This window comes from Alteromonas sp. ABV4_150 (genome assembly GCF_056311745.1).
Genome location: NZ_CM149971.1, coordinates 3,142,726 through 3,158,861, shown reverse-complemented (window position 1 = coordinate 3,158,861; position 16,136 = coordinate 3,142,726). Strand labels below are relative to the sequence as shown.

The following is a 16,136-nucleotide window of genomic DNA, read 5'->3' as shown; positions in this document are numbered from 1 at the left end:
GGGCTACTTTACATACAGGCTCTGTTGAAGGAAGTCAGCGCCTTGGAAAAGGATTGAGGGTTAAAGAAAATGAACTGGATAACTAGGCGTACTCAAAAACATATGGGGAGTGAAAGTAAGCGCAGCAGCCAGCGTTTAGAGGAGCCACGTGTTTTGAGGTCACAAAAATATATGACATCTACCAACCTGATAAGTTTGTACTTAGCTGGAAATTTACGCGTCCTATTGGGGTTGCTTGCGTCATTTCTACTAACGTTACACGTTCAGGTAACAGCTAGCGAGGTCGAGCAAAAAGATGCTCTGATAGTAGAAAAGCAGATATTTGAAATGCCTCACTTCACAACCTTTGGTGGTAAACAAATCAAAAATGTAAAGGTAGGTTGGGAGGCATACGGAACACTAAACGATACCAAGAGTAACGTTATTCTCATAACTCATTACTTTTCAGGCTCTTCTCATGCAGCGGGGAAGTACAATGAAAACGATCCAGTACCGGGTTACTGGGATAGTATTATCGGCCCCGGGAAAGCCATTGATACAGAGCGCTTTTATGTAATAAGCGTAGACACTTTGGTCAACTTAAATGCTTACGACTCTAGCGTGGTCACCACCGGCCCAGCATCAATAAATTCAGACACGGGAAAACCGTACGGACTGGACTTTCCCGTTGTCACCATACGTGACTTTGTAAATGTTCAGAAAGCTCTTCTTGAAAGCTTGGGTATTAGCAAACTTTACGCGGTTGTCGGGCCTTCTATGGGCTCCATGCAGGCAATAGACTGGGCGAGCGCCTATCCCAACTGGGTCGAGCGTATGATTTCGGTTATCGGCGCAGGTCAAAGTGATGCATGGACCACCGCAGCACTGGAACACTGGGCAACACCAATAACGCTTGATAAAAACTGGAACAATGGTAATTACACCCAAAAGCAGGCTCCCCTTGATGGCTTAGCGGCCTCGCTTATGCTCATTACGCAAAATGCTCTTACACCTTCGTTTTTCAATGAACAGGGCAACCTATTGGATTTTAGAAATATTGAGTCGGCGCCGCTTAATGACATACGCCAGTCACACAGTATTGTGAGCTGGCTTCGCGAACGAGCAAAAGCTCGCGCTAAGAAAATGGATGCTAATCACCTTTTATATTTGGTTCGCGCTTGTCAGCTTTTTGTTGCTGGACACCAAGATGGTCTGGAGCAAGGGTTGGCGTCGATAAAGGCAAAAACGCTTTTTATTCCAGCTCAAACGGATTTGCTTCTCATGCCTTACTTATCACAAAGTGCACATCAAGAGCTTATTTCAACTGATATCGACAGCACATTAGTTACGCTAGATGGCAAACTAGGGCATTTAGAAGGAGTAACCAACATATCCGCTCAAGCCAAGGCCATTCGCCAATTTTTAGAAAATGATAAGGCAGCAATGCAATGATAAAATCTACACCCTTTTTACGCCACGCGCTGTGTCTTTCTCTGTTAAGCGCTAGTGCGCTTAGCTTTAGTTCGTCAAGTTTCAGCGCAGATGCATCAGCGCAAGGTGATATTCCTTCGCTTACCCTCGATTTAGAGAACGTAACCGTATCTGGCTTGTCCTCAGGCGGTTATATGGCAACACAATTCCAATTAGCACACAGCGATTGGGTGAATGGCGTTGGCGTGATTGCAGGCGGACCCTACTTTTGTGCTCAAGGTGATATAACCACTGCGCTTGCACAGTGTGTAAATAAGGTCGAGGGAGAAATTAGCCTTAAAGCACTAAACGAAAAAGCTAACCAATACGAAACTGACGGAAAAATAGCGTCGCTTTCTAATATGAAAGACGCAAAAGTCTGGCTTTTTCACGGCACGCAAGACACCAGAGTGATTGCGCAAGTGAGTGATTTGCTGTTTGAGCAATACAAATTGTGGACAGACACGGCAAATATTACCTACGTCAACGATAAACCCATGGCACATTTGTTTCCCACAGAAAAAAACGGCGTGAACTGTATGAAATCTGAAAGCCCCTTTATTGGGAACTGCGACTACGATGCAGCAGGCGCCATGCTCTCTCATCTTGTTAAAGATGTTTCGACACCAGACGCTTCACTTTCAGGGCAATTACATTCTATTGATCAACAAAAAATAGCCGGGAGCGATGCAAAAACACTAGCAAGCGAGGGCTTTGTGTACGTGCCAAAAAGCTGTGCACAAGGCGAGCCTTGTAGAGCCCATATAAGTTTTCACGGCTGTAATCAGTATGCCGGTGCCGTTGGCAATGCCTACACCACTCAAACAGGGCTGAATAAATGGGCTGATGACAATAATATTGTTGTAATGTACCCACAAACGAAAAAGTCGCTGTTTATGCCGCTAAACCCTCAAGGCTGCTGGGATTGGTGGGGCTATGCGTCTAGCGATTATGCGAACAGAGACGGCGCGCAGATAAGGGCGGTAAAAAATCTGCTGTTTTCATTAAATAGCGTACCTTCATCAACTAACGCCGCCGGGAGTACCAATGAATAAACGCACAATATTTATCACGGGCGGCGCAAGCGGCATTGGCTTTGGCATTGCCGAGTCTATGATGGAACAAGGCCACCATGTGATCATCGCTGATATAAATGAACAAGCGGCAAAAGATGCCGTGACAAAGCTTGCACATTTAGACGGCTCTGCCAGCGCAGTGGCTGTAGACGTATGCAATGCAGAGCAAGTCGCAGCACTGCCAGAGGTATTAGGAAAGCTTACCGTCGATGTATTAATCAACAACGCAGGACTACAGCACGTTTCTCGTATAGAGGATTTTCCTTCTGATAAATGGCAGCAGTTAATTAACATTATGCTGGTTGGCCCTGCTCTGTTAACCCAAGCTTTTTTGCCAGCAATGCGAAAGCAAAACTACGGACGCATTATCAACGTAGGCTCTATCCACTCTTTGGTAGCGTCGCCATACAAATCCGCTTACGTAGCGGCAAAGCACGGTTTACTAGGTTTCGCAAAAACCATCGCGCTTGAAACAGGTGACTGTGATGTAACGATAAATACCCTCTGCCCTGCGTATGTTAAAACCCCCTTAGTAGAACAACAAATTGCCGCGCAAGCGAAAGAGAATAACGTAACCGAGGAAGAGGTAATAACAAAAATCATGCTAGAACCCATGCCTAAAAAACAATTCGTAAGCGTTGAAGAGCTTGCAGATACCGCAAGCTTTTTAATGTCCACTAGTGCCCGCAATATTACCGGGCAAACCATGGTACTCGACGGGGGTTGGACGGCCCGATAGTTGACTGTGCCTATAGCACTTTACTATTGGTAGTTGTAGCGTGCCGCTTCGTATGAAAAAGACTGCAGGAACAGTCTTTTTTCGTTTTAACTTCTAGCAAAAACACTAGTCCCAGAGTGAGACATAGATAGCGACCATCTCTTCAATCGTAGGTACGCGAGGGTTATTGCCCGGAGAGCCTGATGCCAATGCTTGCTCTGCCATTGTTGAGGTCGAAGCAAAAAACGTCTCTTTATCAATTCCGAACTCGGCTGGAGTGGGCACTTGTAAATCAGCATTAAGTGCTTTTAGCTCATTGATAAGCTTTGCGTTCGCCACATCATCTGAGTCACTGTGCTTAGCGACACCCATCGCGCGGGCACATTGTGCATAGCGCACTGGTGCACTTGGAGTTGAAAAAGCGGTTACAGCAGGTAGCAGCATGGCGTTAGACAAACCATGTGGCACATGGAACGCAGCACCGATAGGCCGGCTCATTCCGTGAACAAGGGCCACTGAGGCGTTTGAAAAAGCAATGCCCGCGAGCGTTGAGCCCAGCATCATTGATTCTCTAGCCGCTTCATTTGTAGGGTCTGCAAATACAGTGCGTAGGTTAGGCGCAATTAATGCCATGGCCGATAACGCCTGTGCATCGCTATAAAGATTGGCTTTGCGGCTTACAAACGCTTCAATAGCGTGGGTGAGTGCATCAATGCCAGTATCGGCGGTAACGCGTGCAGGCAAGCTTTGCGTTAACGAATAATCGACCAGTGCTGCCGTTGGCATAAATCCTAGGCCAACACACAACATTTTCTCTGTTGTATTTTCGTCAGTAATAATAGTGAATCGCGTTGCTTCAGAACCTGTGCCCGCCGTTGTAGGAATAGCGATAACTGGCAATCCTGCTTCATCGACAACTCGTGGGAATTTGTAGTCTCGCATTTCGCCGCCGTATTTGCCCAATATGGCAATGGCTTTTGCGCTATCGATAGGGCTTCCGCCACCTAAGGCGATGATGCTGTCATAATCATCGGCAAGAAATACATCCACACCTCGGTTAATCGATTTTACCGTTGGCTCTGGGACCGTATCTGAAAACACATCTGCGCTAATTCCAGCCTCTTTTAGCACTCGTACTATGGCAGTGCTGTATCCCAATTCAACCATCACCTTATCGGTAACCAATAACGGTTTGTGACAATTAAGACCTTTAAGGGTTTCAGCAACCCGCTGACTCGCTCCCTTCCCTACGTGCATCACTCTAGGCAGAATAATTTGATGAGACATGCTTCCCTCCAGTATTTACGTTTCTCCAGCATACCTGCAGCAACGCTCAAAGCAACGAACATGTAAAAATAATGTTATTTTCTCTAGCTCTGTGTTTTATTTTTAGGTGTTAATTGAAAGCATTGTGCTTCTTGCGCAATTAACTGATGGGTAAACACTTGTTATTAGATCTGATAATGCTACAGCGAAGTCTTGTTTTTCAGTATTTATAGCATCACCTTATCTGAAATGAGTGATAGACTGGGCGAGACACTCTTCTGGACTAAGACTATGAAAAAATTCGGTATAACTTCATTGCTTATAGCAATTATCGCTTTAGTGATCTGGCAATGGCCGAAACCTAATGCACCTTTACTTTCTTCAAATGAGGCCATGCCAGCCATGGAGAGTTTGCCCGACAATTTCTTTGATACGCAAGTAAACCCTGTGTTGACCCAACGCTGTGTGGTGTGCCACGCCTGTTATGATGCGCCATGCCAGCTTAAAATGTCTTCACCAGAAGGTATAGCAAGAGGCGCTAATAAAGAAAAAGTGTATGAAGGCACGCGACTCACTGCCGCTCAACCAAACAGAATGTTTCTCGATGCTCACGGCGTGAATAGCTGGCGGGAGCGTGGCTTTTTCGATGTATTGCCAACAAAAGAAGATTTCAACACTGCGCCAACACAATCCTCAGTGCTAGCGCAAATGCTTTTATTGAAGCAACAGCACCCTTTGCCCAATACCACTCATTTAGATGACAGCTTCGATATAAGTCTGAGCAGACAAAACCAATGCCCCACGATAGATGAAATGGGCGAATATATAGCTGGTCAGCCTTTAGGAGGAATGCCCTATGCTCTGCCTGCGCTATCGGATTCTGAGCATAGTACGCTTATTCAATGGTTAACCCATGGTGCGCCTTTGCCCTCGCCTAAGATGCTCTCACAAGAACTAAATGAGAAAGTATCTGACTTGGAAGCATGGCTAAATGGGGATAGTAACAAGATGCAGCTCTCTGCTCGTTACATTTACGAACACCTGTTTACATCGCATCTCTACTTCGAAGATATTTCAGAAAAAGGGAAAACGCCTCAGTTTTTTAACCTAGTGCGTTCGCGTACTCCACCTGGACAAGCGTTAGACATCATTGCAACTCGAAGACCCTTTGATGATCCTAAGGTCGAACGCGTTTACTATCGCTTGCAGCCTGTGCATTCTGCTATCGTGAGCAAAACACACCAAGCTTACGCTATTAATCAGAATCTTTTGGATAAATGGCAATCTTGGTTTGTCGATGCAGAATTTATTGTCGAAACCTTACCTTCTTACAAATCTGAAGTAGCGGCAAACCCTCTAACGGCTTTTACTTTATTGCCGGTAAAAAGTCGTTATCGATTTATGCTTGAGCGTGCTCAAAACACTATTATGGGTTACATCAAGGGCCCGGTATGCCGAGGACAAGTCGCACTAAACGTGATTAACGACCGGTTTTGGGTGTTCTTTGTCGACCCAGACATAGCAGCTTCTGAGAAAGTGAATGCTTTTTACGCGTCCCAAAAGGAAAACCTTCACCTTCCTGCCGAAAAAGACAGCTCTGCGCTAGCGATAAATTGGGCAAAGTATGCTAAACGCCAAGGCGACTATATGCGTGCAAGAACAGCATTTCTAAATAGCGAGTTTAAAACCGGAGAACACCTAAACGTATCGAGTATTTGGGACGGCGACGGTAACAACACCAATGCTAGCTTAACTGTATTTCGCCACTTCGATAACGCCACTGTAGCAAAAGGATTGGTGGGTAAACCGACTAAAACAGCTTGGATTATTGACTACGCCTTATTGGAACGTATTCACTACTTACTGGTGGCAGGCTTCGATGTTTACGGCAATTATGGCCATCAACTGATGACCCGTTTGTATATGGACTTCTTGCGTATGGAAGGTGAGTCCAACTTCCTCAACCTGCTTCCTTCGGCATCTCGTCAGGAACTCTTAAATGACTGGTATCAAAAGGCCAGCCCCGAACTCACTGATTATTTAGAGGGTGATTTTAATAGTTTCGAACAGCCTACAGGCATAAAATATGAAACAAAGCGCCCGCAAAAAGAACTCTATCAGTTGCTATCGAAGCACTTAGCAAAGGTTCAGCCACAAGCCTCGACATACAATAAACAGCTGTTATCAACCCAACAGTATGAAGCGCTAGCGAGTTTAAACTCACTTCCTGCTCAGCAAGCCACACTGATGCCTGAAACGACCATGATTGTGGTAAAAGATGACCAAAATTCAGATAAGATAGATGTGTTTACTGCCCTCAGAAACAGTGCTCACTATAATGTAAACAGTCTGTTCGATGAAGAGGAAAACCGCGAGCCATCTAAAGACTCAATTACTCTAGTGCATGGGCTATTAGGTAGCTATCCCGATGTGTTTTGGTACATCAACGCCTCGGAGGTCACCGCATCGATAGAAAAGCTGAATGCAGTTAAAAGTGAAGCTGATTACCAAGCTTTCCTCGACAAAGTAGCTATGCGCCGAACAAACCCTAACTTTTGGGTCTTTAGCGACAAATTGATTCAGTGGTCTGGCGAGCACTACCCTATTGAAGGCGGCCTCCTTGACTATAATCGATTAGAAGATCGCTAAACCTGGCACTCTACATCGTTTTACGCTTTTCTTTTGCAAAATACCTGTGCTAATGTCCGACCATTGGAAATGAAAGGACATTAGCATTCCATGCCCTATCAAACCGTTGCTTTAATTGGAAAACCTCAGCACGCTGCAACTCATGACAGCTTAAATATTCTTGCCGAATATTTATTAGCTAAAGGCTGTAAACTACTCGTTGAGGAAAGTATTGCTGAAGAGCTTGAAACTGAAAACGTTAAAAGTTGTAACCTTGTCACTATTGGTAAAGAGGCTGATCTTGCTGTTGTAGTAGGTGGTGACGGCAGCATGCTTGGCGCTGCACGTGTACTGGCGCGTTTTGACATTCACGTTGTAGGCGTAAACCGCGGTAATCTCGGATTTTTAACAGATATTCACCCTGATGATATTGTTCAACAGCTTGACCTTATCTTCGATGGCGACTGCGTTGTTGAAGAGCGCTTCTTATTAGAAGTAGAAGTTTATCGGCACGAAAAGCTGAAAAGTAACAACTCTGCCGTAAACGAAGTGGTGCTGCACCACGGTAAAGTTGCTCATATGATGGAATTTGAAATTTATATCGATGAACAATTCGTATTCAGTCAGCGTAGCGACGGATTAATTGTCGCCACACCTACAGGCTCGACTGCATACTCCCTATCTGCCGGTGGCCCTATCATTATGCCAAAGCTGGATGCACTAACGCTGGTGCCTATGTTTCCTCACACACTGAGCAGTCGTCCCATTGTTGTTGATGCTGACAGTCAGGTATCGATGAAAGTATCAAAGGTTAACAGTGACTCGCTGCAAGTGAGTTGCGATAGCCATATTGTTCTACCCGTACTTCCCGGTGATGAAATTCGCATTAACAAGAGCGTAGACAAGCTTCATCTTGTTCATCCTAAAGGCTACAGCTATTTCAACGTACTTCGCAAAAAGCTAGGTTGGGGCAGTAAGCTTTACTAGTCTTATTCCCCATTCCTCTCACCTAACGTGCATTTATTACATTAGCCTGTAGCTTTTTCTTAATCGCTACAGGCTTGAAAAATAAAGATTTTTTAATCTTATAGAATTTCTCCAATTAAAACTTGTACTTATAAAAATCTCAGATTTCGGCATACCCGTTGCAACTGTCAAAGTAAGTCGTTGGCACAGGGTCAGTGAAATTTTGACCCTCTTGATGTTTTTCATCGTGCTAATTTATTTGCATTCAATAGGAGATATCATGAGTAACACCAATATCAAATTTACAGCCCCAGGAATGGATAACGATGCTGCTGCCAAAACAATTAAGGTATTGGATCAGCGATTGGTTGCACTATTAGATTTACAGCTAACCCTGAAGCACATTCACTGGAATGTAGTAGGACCAAATTTTATTGGCGTACATGAAATGCTAGACCCTCAGGTAGATGCAGTACGCGAAATGACAGACACCATTGCCGAACGTATTGCAACGTTAGGCGGCGTACCAAAAGGCACACCAAAAGCTATTGTTGAAGGTCGCAGCTGGAATGATTACGAACTAGGAAAAGGCTTAGTGCTTGACCACCTTAAAGCACTAGACGCTGTTTATGACGGTGTAAATGGTGACCATAGAAAAGCACTAGAGCTTCTTGGTGAAATTGATCCAGTATCGGAAGATATGATCACCGGTCAGCTAGCAGACTTAGAACAGTTTCAGTGGTTTGTACGCGCACACATTGAATCTGGAAGCGGTGAGTTGCAGCAATAAGCTTTATTATTAGTTTTTATATAGTTATCTGACTATTTATAATCCAATTAAAGTTGGAATTCGAAAGGAGAGCTTAAGCTCTCCTTTTTGCTATCGCATTTCACTTAGAATAGTACTGTATAAATTTCTGTAAAACACGCTCTCTCATTAATTTCGTTTCTGCAGGTTACTCATAACCCCACATAACCTAGCGAACATATAATATTGATTCTTCAGTCTTTATTATCTTCTTTCTTAATTTTAGCGAAATTTTTTCACGACTTAACTTTACACAGTCAAAATACTGTATATATTATCAGTTACTGTATATATCATCATGTTCAACTTATTCGAGTGTGGTTATGTTAGCGCATCTTTCTATTTCTAATTTTGCTGTTGTAAAACAATTATCGGTTCAACTGGAAAACGGGTTGACTGCAATAACCGGTGAAACCGGCGCAGGTAAATCAATTGCTATTGATGCGTTAAGCTTGTGCTTGGGTGAACGTGCCGACGCAAATGCTGTGCGTAAAGGAAGTACGAAAGCTGAAATCATCGCACACTTTTCTTTGAGCAGTAACGCGTTAGCTAAAGCTTTTCTCGATGAACATGAACTTACCTCAGACGAGGATGAAAACAGCTGCTTTATTCGCAGAGTAATTTCTAAAGAAGGTCGTTCAAAAGCGTTTATCAATGGTATTCCCGCTTCACTTCAGCAGTTAAAAGGCTTAGGCCAATATTTATTAGCCATTCACGGTCAAAACACACACCTGCAACTGTTGAAAGAAGATCATCAAAGAGATTTAGTTGACGGTTACGCTAAGCATGATGAATTGTTAGTGCAAGTTAAAGAAACCTACTCTCTATGGCGTGATAAGCAGCGCACGTTAAAAGCGCTTCAAGAACAAGCCCAGCAGCGAGAAGATAGAATTCAGCTGTTAACCTATCAGGTTCAAGAGCTCGATGAATTTGCTATTGAAGAGGGCGAGTTCGAAGAGTTGGAAGTAGAGCACAAGCGCTTAAGCAATGGTCAAAGCCTTTTAGAACAAGCGCAGACTAGCGTGTACAACTTATATGAGAATGATGAAGGCAACGCTTTATCAGTAATTCAAAGCAGCATTGAGCGTTTGGGCGAATTAGAAGCCCATGATGCAAGTCTAACGCCTATGATAGCGTTACTAAACGACGCGGCAATTCAAGTAGAAGAAGCTGCGGGGGAGCTGCGCAGCTACTGCGATCAGTTAGAAATTGACCCGCTTCGTCTACAGCAAGTTGAAGCGCGCTATGCAAAGGCAATGGAGCTGGCACGTAAACATAACGTTATGCCAGAAGGGCTGTATCAACACCATCAAGAACTAGCCGCCGAATTTAACTCGCTGGCTGAACAAGAAACCCTTTTAGGAACACTTGAAGGCGAAGTAGAAGAAGCGCGAGCAACATACCTAACTGCGACCAAAGGGTTGTCTGAAAGCAGACAACGTGCTGCAGGTAAATTAAGTAAAGATATTGAGGACCAGATTCGTCAAATGAATATGCCTCATGCAAAAGTCGATATTCAAATTCAGTACGACGAGCTTAAGAAGCCTGTTAGCACAGGTCTTGATACTGTCGAGTTCAAAGTGTCTACCAACCCTGGCCAAGATGCAGACAAGTTAGAAAAAGTGGTGTCAGGTGGTGAATTGTCACGTATAGGGCTAGCTATCCAAGTGATCGCAAGTGACAATCACGCTACGCCTACTATGATTTTTGATGAGGTCGATACAGGTATCAGCGGGCCAACTGCGTCTATCGTTGGCGGTCTGTTGCGCAAACTGGGCAAGCAGTCACAAGTAATGTGTGTAACGCATTTACCACAAGTAGCTGCACAGGCGCATAACCAGCTTTTCGTTACTAAGCTTACCGATGGGGAAAGTACAGAAACTCAAATGCTACCGCTTACCAAGCAAGACCGCATTGATGAGTTGGCGAGATTGCTAGCCGGTGACAAAGTAACCAAGTCTGCCTTAGCAAACGCAAAAGAACTGCTAAAAAGCGCAGCATCGAACTAAAATGCAGTTGATTGGTCATAGTTGTCAATGTAGCATGCCTTCGCGCTTGCAATAAAACAGCCTCGAAATTCGCTTCTGCGGAATTCCCTGGCACTAACAAAGGCAATACTGGACAAATTAACGCATGAAGTTGCAACACCTATTAGTAATTCTTGGTATCACACTTACATCAACCGCTTGCTCGAACTGGATATATCGTATCGACGTTCCTCAAGGAAACTTTCTTGATCAAAGAGACGTTAAAAAACTGCGCGTTGGAATGACAAAAGAACAAGTTGTTTATGTACTAGGCAACCCCGTTGTTCAAGACTCATTTGACGACGACACTTGGTACTACGTTTACGATATGAAGCGCGGTATGGAAAAGCGTGGTAAAGATTTTCAACAGCAGATGGTGATAAACTTCGTTGACGACAAAGTGACCACGGTTGAAGGAGACTTCGAATTATCGGAAGACTTCAACACGCCACTTGATAACTAATCATATTTAAAAAGGTAGCTATTTCACGCTACCTTTTTAGTTTCGCATGTTCTTGGTAACAACGTCTGCTTTTCGAGTTACATCACTTACCTGATTGAGGTCTACATGGAACACAGTTTTTGGCACAGTAAATGGCAGAAAAATGAAATTGGATTTCATGAACCCGAAGGCAACGCGCTTCTTATCAAATATGCCTCTTCCCTGTTGGATGCTGAAAACTCTCACTCAGCTTTGAAACGCATATTTGTTCCGCTATGCGGGAAGACCCGCGATATCGGCTGGCTACTTTCCCAAGGTTGTGAGGTGGTAGGTGCTGAACTGAGTGAAATGGCTATCATACAGCTATTTGAAGAGCTGGGAGCCGAGCCTACCGTTACCCCAACAGCTAAGGGTAAGGTTTATGCTAAAGACGGCTTAACCATACACGTGGGCGATATTTTTAAACTCACATCAAGCGACATAGGTGACGTTACTGGTGTTTACGACAGAGCAGCTTTAGTTGCACTGCCTAGCCCCCTTCGCGAGCAATACGCTGCACACCTAATTGCTATTACTCAATGCGCCCCTCAGCTAATCATTTCATTCGAGTATGACCAGAATGAAATGGCCGGCCCTCCCTTTAGCGTAAACGAAAAAACCGTTGACGCTCTTTATTCAGCGGAATACAACATCCAAAGGTTAGAGCGCTCGGTGCTTGAAGGCGGCTTAAAAGGAAAAGTGGACGCTGATAACTTAGTATTTCACCTAGTCGCTAAATAACCTTATTTTGCATTAAAACTCACAAATACTCGACTAAAGCGTTAATAGCTTACCTGTTTAAAAATCGCTTTATTTATTAAGTGACGTTAAGCGCTAAGAAAAACGTGTCTATATGGGGTGTTATTTTTCTCGCCATGCCCGGTCAATAGTGTCCGAAAGTGGTTGAAGTAAATATTCTAGAGCGGTGCGTTCACCGGTTTGTACAAACACTTCAGCTGGCATCCCTGGAATAAGACCATCTGAAGGAAGTTTCGCTAGCTCTTCAGCTGCTATACTTACTCGAATTATGAAATAAGTCATACCCGAACGCTCGTCTAACATACTGTCGGCTGAGACATATTGTAGCTTTCCTGTCAGTTCAGGTGTCGTCCTTTGCTGAAGACCAGAGAGTTTGACTCTTGCACTCTGCCCCACCAGTAAGTCATCTACATCCGTAGGTAATACTTGCCCTTCAACAATAAGCGCGTCATTGTCTGGAACAATCTCCATAAGCAGTTGCCCTGGGACTACCACTCCTCCTTGGGTATGCACATTTAAACCAACAATTAATCCATCAACCGGGGCTTTAACGACCATTTGTTGCAGGTGGTGTGTTGCAGCATTAGCACGCTCTTGTAAATCAATAATCTCTGACTCAACATCTTGCAGTTCAGCCAGCACCTGCTCATGGAAACTACGCCTCACTCGGATAAGCTCTAAGCGCTTTTCATCAATACTCGCTTTCGCACTGGCAATAGACGACACAAGTTCGCCAGCCCTTCCCTCAAGTTGGGCCAAATTCCTTTCTAGCTCAAGCAGACGCTCATTTCCGACTAACCCTCTAGCTTTAAGGTTTCTAAGATTTACCAGTTCGTCTTTACTTATCCTAATTTGGGTTTGAGTAGAGGTTTGTTGACTTTCAAACCCCGATATTTGTGATTTGAGGTTTTCAATTTGTTGATGCAGAATTTCTTGCTGGGATACCTGCACAGAACGCCGAATCGAAAATAAAGATTGCTGAGCGTCAATAAGGCTATTTTTATCTTCATGCTCTCTATGCAAAAATCGCGTAAAATCAGGCTGGTCAGTATTGTCCCTCTCGGCTTGTAAACGACTACGTTTCAACTCTGCTGTGAACAGTGCCCCCGCGACAATTCCTAATGAAGACTTGGCTTGAACGGGATCTAAAATTACCAATGTATCGCCCTTTTTCACTCTCTGTCCGTCAGAAACTATTATTTCGTTAACAATTCCTCCGTCAAGGTGTTGAATTTGTTTACGGTTGGAGTCTACTTTCAGTTGGCCTACTGCGATAATAGCACTGGCGAGTTTCGCAGAAGACGCCCAAGCCGTCGCTCCTACAAGAAATACCAGTAAGATAGTTACGCCAGACACAATGGGCCCCTTCAGTGATGTCTTTATTTTAGGTAAATCGTCGTTAGCTATATTCATTTTTAGGTACCTGTTTTTTGAACAGCAGGCCTGACGAGTTTAGCCATAATTTCATTGGTGGGGCCAAAAGCAGCGAGTGCACCGTTTTGCATGACTAATAACTTATCCGTTAAGTTCATGAGAGCTGGGCGATGCCCTATCACTAGAACTGTGGCACCATTTTCTTTCAGAGATTTTATCGCAGCAGCGACGGTACGTTCTGCCTCAGCGTCTAAAGAAGACGTGGGTTCATCAAGTAGAATGAGCTTTGGCAACCCAAAAACTGCCCGCGCTAGCGCTATTCTCTGCCTTTGCCCACCAGACAAAGCGTCATCAAAGTTATCCGCAGCAAAGTTATAGCCATTATCCAAGCCAAGGATCATTTCATGTACTCCAGCAAGCTGCGCTGCCTGCATGATTTCATTTGGATCTGCATCGGTAAAACGGCTGATGTTCTCCGCGATTGTTCCAGGAAAAAGCTCCACACTTTGCGGTAAGTAACCAATGTGAGGCCCTAGTAATTTTCTGTCCCACTGAGCGTATGTCGCGCCATCAAGGCGAATATCACCATGGGTAGGCTCATAAAGCCCTAAAAGCAATTTACCTAAGGTACTTTTACCCGCTGCATTGGGCCCTGTTATTCCAATTACCTCACCCGGATTTATGGTTAAACTTACATCTCTTATCAGTGGCTTTTCACTGTTCGGAAACTGAAAGATAGCGTTTTGAACGGTTAACTTGCCTTTTGGCTCTGGCAACGCCAGCGGTTCAGTCAAGGGAGGTAAACTACCTTGATATTCTAATAATCGTTCCCTCGCGTCACGGGCGGCAACGACTAAGCGCCACCCACTTATTGATGCTTCAATAGGTGCTAGCCCTCTTCCCATTACAATTGAGGCTGCAATCATCACACCAGGTGAAGATTCTTGCTCTATCACAAGGAATGCCCCCATTCCTAAAATGCCTACTTGAAGCGCAAATCTCAGGCCTTTCGATATTGCCGAAATGCCGCTACTACGGGAATTGGCAAGGCCTCCAAAACTCAAGCTTTTTAAATGTGGAATATTCCATTTAGCAAGAATATGGCTGCTCATCCCCATTGCATAAACTGCATTCCGGTTTTTTCCGCACACATCCGTATAGCGGTGAGCTTGGCTAGATGCATTTTGACTGTCTTTTTGCGCGACGCGGGTCATTTTCTCGCCTAAAAGCGCCAGGCTAAAAAGTACAATCGCGCCTGCCAGCGCAATATGCCCTAACATTGGATGCAGAATGTAGATTAACGCTAGATAAAGCGGTGTAAACGGTGCGTCCATTATTGCGGTGAGTGCCGGTGATGAAAGAAAACTGCGCACGGTGTCTACATCACGTAGTGGCTGGCTATGCCCTCCCTGTTCAATAATTTTTTTAAACAAGTAACCGCTCACTGTTTTATCGAAGGCATTACCTAAACGAGCGAGTAAGATCCCGCGAACAATATCTAACGTGGCCAACACAATCAGTGCAACCAAAGCAAAAATAGTCAGGAAAAGTAGAGTGGCATGACTGCCTGAAACCAATACTCGATCATAGACCTGCAGCATGTACAGGGGGGAGACCAGCATCAACAGGTTAATGGCTAAACTAAACAGAAAAACATAGAGGAGCGCTGACTTAATGTTAGCCAACGCTTTATTCACAGGCATCAATCCATTGCCATTCTTCATAGTCACTGTCCGTAATGTTCAAGGCGTGCTTAGATTTAGCGGTTTACACTTTTCTTCGAACAAGCATCAATATCAAACCTAATGACAGAATTGACAGCGCTGAAGGTGCATTAGCTTGAACGACTGGCTCGCCCTCTATTTGGAATGCAAAATCAACACCCGACTGAGAATAGTTGGCAGCTCCCGATGGAGCGAAAGGGTTTAATGACCAGCTATACTCGCCAAAAACCGATGGCATTGATGCATAAGCCCATCCAAAAGCAAGTTCATTGTTGAGAAAGGGATCTGCTCCAACATTAAGAAAGTAATCGCCGGGTCCTAAAGTAAAGTTGACCAGTTCGATTTCGTGACGAAACAATAAACCATCGCCAACTCCCGTTTTAGAAAAAGTTCCACCAGTACCCGAAGCGCCTGTTGCACTAAACAATGGTGAATTGTGATCGAACCCAGGTTCATCTCGATATAAGCGCAGCGAAATGTATTCACTCCCAGTTAAAGATGGAAGGTCGAAAGACCAAAAACTAATTTTGTTAATAGTGGTCATCTGTGTTAGAGAAAAGTCCTCTAAAAGGGAAGGAGGATTAGTTAATGAGAATGTATTATCGATAAAAGATGTAGCGCCACCAACTGTTGGAACTAAAGGCTCGTTATTTACTATTAACGCAGCGCTAACACTTGCAGAACTTAAACTTAGTATGCATGCCAGTACGGACAATATTGATCCATACTTAGATAACGAATGTTTCATATATCTTCCTTAATCTCGGTGTAATTTGCTATCTAACTAACCAACTATAAGTCTTCATACAAAACGTTACTGCTTGTTTGCAACCGCGTGACCTTACTACCTTGTAGCTTCT

General features: G+C 44.2%; 13 protein-coding genes. 9 read left to right on the top strand and 4 right to left on the bottom strand.

The annotated features are described in order from the left end of the window. Positions 1-171 precede the first annotated feature (171 nt). Genes ACYX4M_RS13730 through ACYX4M_RS13720 form a run of 3 tightly spaced genes read left to right on the top strand, consistent with a single transcriptional unit; the run spans position 172 to position 3,264 of the window. Positions 172-1,431: an E22 family MetX-like putative esterase gene (locus tag ACYX4M_RS13730; protein WP_476080520.1), complete on the top strand. Its 1,260-nt coding sequence runs from the start codon at positions 172-174 to the stop codon at positions 1,429-1,431. Next, positions 1,428-2,504: an extracellular catalytic domain type 2 short-chain-length polyhydroxyalkanoate depolymerase gene (locus ACYX4M_RS13725; RefSeq protein WP_476080519.1), complete on the top strand. Its 1,077-nt coding sequence runs from the start codon at positions 1,428-1,430 to the stop codon at positions 2,502-2,504. Before ACYX4M_RS13730 ends, ACYX4M_RS13725 begins: the two co-directional genes overlap by 4 nt. Next, positions 2,497-3,264 carry a 3-hydroxybutyrate dehydrogenase gene (locus tag ACYX4M_RS13720; RefSeq protein ID WP_476080518.1) on the top strand — a complete coding sequence of 256 codons (768 nt, stop codon included), beginning with the start codon at positions 2,497-2,499 and terminating at the stop codon, positions 3,262-3,264. Before ACYX4M_RS13725 ends, ACYX4M_RS13720 begins: the two co-directional genes overlap by 8 nt. A 105-nt stretch (positions 3,265-3,369) precedes the next feature. On the opposite strand, the gene ACYX4M_RS13715 is transcribed toward ACYX4M_RS13720, so the two are convergent. Next, complete coding sequence (locus ACYX4M_RS13715; protein WP_476080517.1) at positions 3,370-4,530, bottom strand: iron-containing alcohol dehydrogenase; 1,161 nt, start codon at positions 4,528-4,530, stop codon at positions 3,370-3,372. Positions 4,531-4,800: 270 nt separating this feature from the next. Here ACYX4M_RS13715 and ACYX4M_RS13710 point away from each other — a divergent pair, with 270 nt between their 5' ends. The 6 genes from ACYX4M_RS13710 (at position 4,801) to tmpT (ending at position 12,160) form a co-directional block, all read left to right on the top strand. Further along, the gene (locus ACYX4M_RS13710; RefSeq protein WP_476080516.1) at positions 4,801-7,158 is read left to right on the top strand and encodes a fatty acid cis/trans isomerase; all 2,358 of its coding nucleotides are present in this window, start codon (positions 4,801-4,803) and stop codon (positions 7,156-7,158) included. A gap of 90 nt (positions 7,159-7,248) precedes the next feature. Further along, a complete protein-coding gene (gene nadK / locus ACYX4M_RS13705) occupies positions 7,249-8,124 on the top strand; it encodes an NAD(+) kinase (protein ID WP_334060485.1) in 876 nt (291 codons plus the stop codon). A gap of 259 nt (positions 8,125-8,383) precedes the next feature. Beyond that, on the top strand, positions 8,384-8,893 hold the full coding sequence (gene dps, locus ACYX4M_RS13700) for a DNA starvation/stationary phase protection protein Dps (protein ID WP_014976104.1): 510 nt from the start codon (positions 8,384-8,386) through the stop codon (positions 8,891-8,893). Positions 8,894-9,234: 341 nt separating this feature from the next. Beyond that, on the top strand, positions 9,235-10,920 hold the full coding sequence (recN, locus tag ACYX4M_RS13695) for a DNA repair protein RecN (RefSeq protein WP_476080515.1): 1,686 nt from the start codon (positions 9,235-9,237) through the stop codon (positions 10,918-10,920). A 124-nt stretch (positions 10,921-11,044) separates the two neighbouring features. Beyond that, positions 11,045-11,401: an outer membrane protein assembly factor BamE gene (locus tag ACYX4M_RS13690; RefSeq protein WP_334060483.1), complete on the top strand. Its 357-nt coding sequence runs from the start codon at positions 11,045-11,047 to the stop codon at positions 11,399-11,401. A 105-nt stretch (positions 11,402-11,506) separates the two neighbouring features. After that, complete coding sequence (gene tmpT, locus ACYX4M_RS13685) at positions 11,507-12,160, top strand: thiopurine S-methyltransferase (protein ID WP_476080514.1); 654 nt, start codon at positions 11,507-11,509, stop codon at positions 12,158-12,160. Positions 12,161-12,280: 120 nt separating this feature from the next. Here tmpT and ACYX4M_RS13680 read toward each other — a convergent pair whose 3' ends face one another. The 3 genes from ACYX4M_RS13680 to ACYX4M_RS13670 are packed head-to-tail and all read right to left on the bottom strand — an operon-like array spanning position 12,281 to position 16,024. Beyond that, positions 12,281-13,591 carry an HlyD family type I secretion periplasmic adaptor subunit gene (locus ACYX4M_RS13680; protein ID WP_476080513.1) on the bottom strand — a complete coding sequence of 437 codons (1,311 nt, stop codon included), beginning with the start codon at positions 13,589-13,591 and terminating at the stop codon, positions 12,281-12,283. Positions 13,592-13,593: 2 nt separating this feature from the next. Next, complete coding sequence (locus tag ACYX4M_RS13675) at positions 13,594-15,276, bottom strand: type I secretion system permease/ATPase (protein WP_476080512.1); 1,683 nt, start codon at positions 15,274-15,276, stop codon at positions 13,594-13,596. A 43-nt stretch (positions 15,277-15,319) separates the two neighbouring features. After that, positions 15,320-16,024 (bottom strand): hypothetical protein, encoded by a 705-nt coding sequence (locus ACYX4M_RS13670; RefSeq protein ID WP_476080511.1) that lies wholly within the window; start codon positions 16,022-16,024, stop codon positions 15,320-15,322. Positions 16,025-16,136: the final 112 nt, after the last annotated feature.

Coding starts and splice junctions, on each gene's coding strand:
- ACYX4M_RS13710 (WP_476080516.1), top strand. CDS start 4,801: ATGAAAAAATTCGGTATAACTTCATTGCTTATAGCAATTATCGCTTTA.
- ACYX4M_RS13720 (WP_476080518.1), top strand. CDS start 2,497: ATGAATAAACGCACAATATTTATCACGGGCGGCGCAAGCGGCATTGGC.
- ACYX4M_RS13730 (WP_476080520.1), top strand. CDS start 172: ATGACATCTACCAACCTGATAAGTTTGTACTTAGCTGGAAATTTACGC.
- dps (WP_014976104.1), top strand. CDS start 8,384: ATGAGTAACACCAATATCAAATTTACAGCCCCAGGAATGGATAACGAT.
- ACYX4M_RS13670 (WP_476080511.1), bottom strand. CDS start 16,024: ATGAAACATTCGTTATCTAAGTATGGATCAATATTGTCCGTACTGGCA.
- ACYX4M_RS13690 (WP_334060483.1), top strand. CDS start 11,045: ATGAAGTTGCAACACCTATTAGTAATTCTTGGTATCACACTTACATCA.
- ACYX4M_RS13715 (WP_476080517.1), bottom strand. CDS start 4,530: ATGTCTCATCAAATTATTCTGCCTAGAGTGATGCACGTAGGGAAGGGA.
- ACYX4M_RS13680 (WP_476080513.1), bottom strand. CDS start 13,591: ATGAATATAGCTAACGACGATTTACCTAAAATAAAGACATCACTGAAG.
- recN (WP_476080515.1), top strand. CDS start 9,235: ATGTTAGCGCATCTTTCTATTTCTAATTTTGCTGTTGTAAAACAATTA.
- tmpT (WP_476080514.1), top strand. CDS start 11,507: ATGGAACACAGTTTTTGGCACAGTAAATGGCAGAAAAATGAAATTGGA.
- nadK (WP_334060485.1), top strand. CDS start 7,249: ATGCCCTATCAAACCGTTGCTTTAATTGGAAAACCTCAGCACGCTGCA.
- ACYX4M_RS13725 (WP_476080519.1), top strand. CDS start 1,428: ATGATAAAATCTACACCCTTTTTACGCCACGCGCTGTGTCTTTCTCTG.
- ACYX4M_RS13675 (WP_476080512.1), bottom strand. CDS start 15,276: ATGAAGAATGGCAATGGATTGATGCCTGTGAATAAAGCGTTGGCTAAC.